The following is a 706-nucleotide window of genomic DNA, read 5'->3' as shown; positions in this document are numbered from 1 at the left end:
ACCAACACCACGTTGTGCGCCACTTCCGTGAAGCCGGTCTCGGCCAGCGTGTGCACGAGCTTGCTGTCCACCGGGGACACCGCAAAGTCGAACCCAGCCAGGTCTCGGTGCACAGGGAACTTGGCTGCGTGCATTTGATGATTGACCGAGCGCATGCCTCGGTCTGTGGCCTCGACTTGCAGCAGGTGTTCGATCAGCCAACGGGCCTCGTCTGTGCCTGAACTGGCCCCTTGTTCGATCAGGTCCAGCCAGGCGCCCGCCATGCCGTGCAGACGCAGATGTTTGAGCTCGGCGGCGATGTCACGCATGGTTGATCTCCTCCGTGCTGCCTTGCCCGCGCAAGCTGTCGTAGCGCGCGGTGTTGGCCAGCGGCGCCACCGCTGTCTGCAGGCAGGTCTGCGCATCCTCTGGCGTGGGTGCGGCATTGAGTCGGCTCAGCACATTGATCACATGCTCGACGCTGACCTTCCCAGACGGTGGCGCGCTCTCCAGCGCCAACTCCACGGCCACCAACACCGCATCTAGGCCTGCCGTGCTCACAATGGCCAGTACCTGCGCCATGACACGGTCGCCACCAGCCTGCCGCAACAGCCCTCTGCGCAACTGCTGCAAGGCCGGGGGAAGGTCGGCGAAGGGGGCTCCATTGCGTAGCGCTCCGGGCTTTCTTTGCACCAGCGGGATGTAGTGCTGCCAGTCGTAGCGGGTC

At 64.6% G+C, this 706-nt stretch carries 1 protein-coding gene and 1 pseudogene; both read right to left on the bottom strand.

Going from position 1 to position 706, the window contains the following annotated elements; all coding sequences use genetic code 11:
- Positions 1-308 (bottom strand): ATP-binding protein (locus tag EIP75_RS23845; protein WP_233585030.1); only part of this gene is annotated, 308 nt, incomplete at its 3' end.
- Positions 301-706: pseudogene (locus EIP75_RS23840) on the bottom strand (IS21 family transposase); the annotation flags it as partial. The gene EIP75_RS23845 and the pseudogene EIP75_RS23840, both read right to left, overlap by 8 nt.

This window comes from Aquabacterium soli (assembly GCF_003933735.1).
Lineage (GTDB): Bacteria > Pseudomonadota > Gammaproteobacteria > Burkholderiales > Burkholderiaceae_C > Aquabacterium > Aquabacterium soli.
The sequence above is the reverse complement of the archived record's forward strand: the minus strand, read 5'-3'. Positions and strand labels throughout refer to the sequence as shown.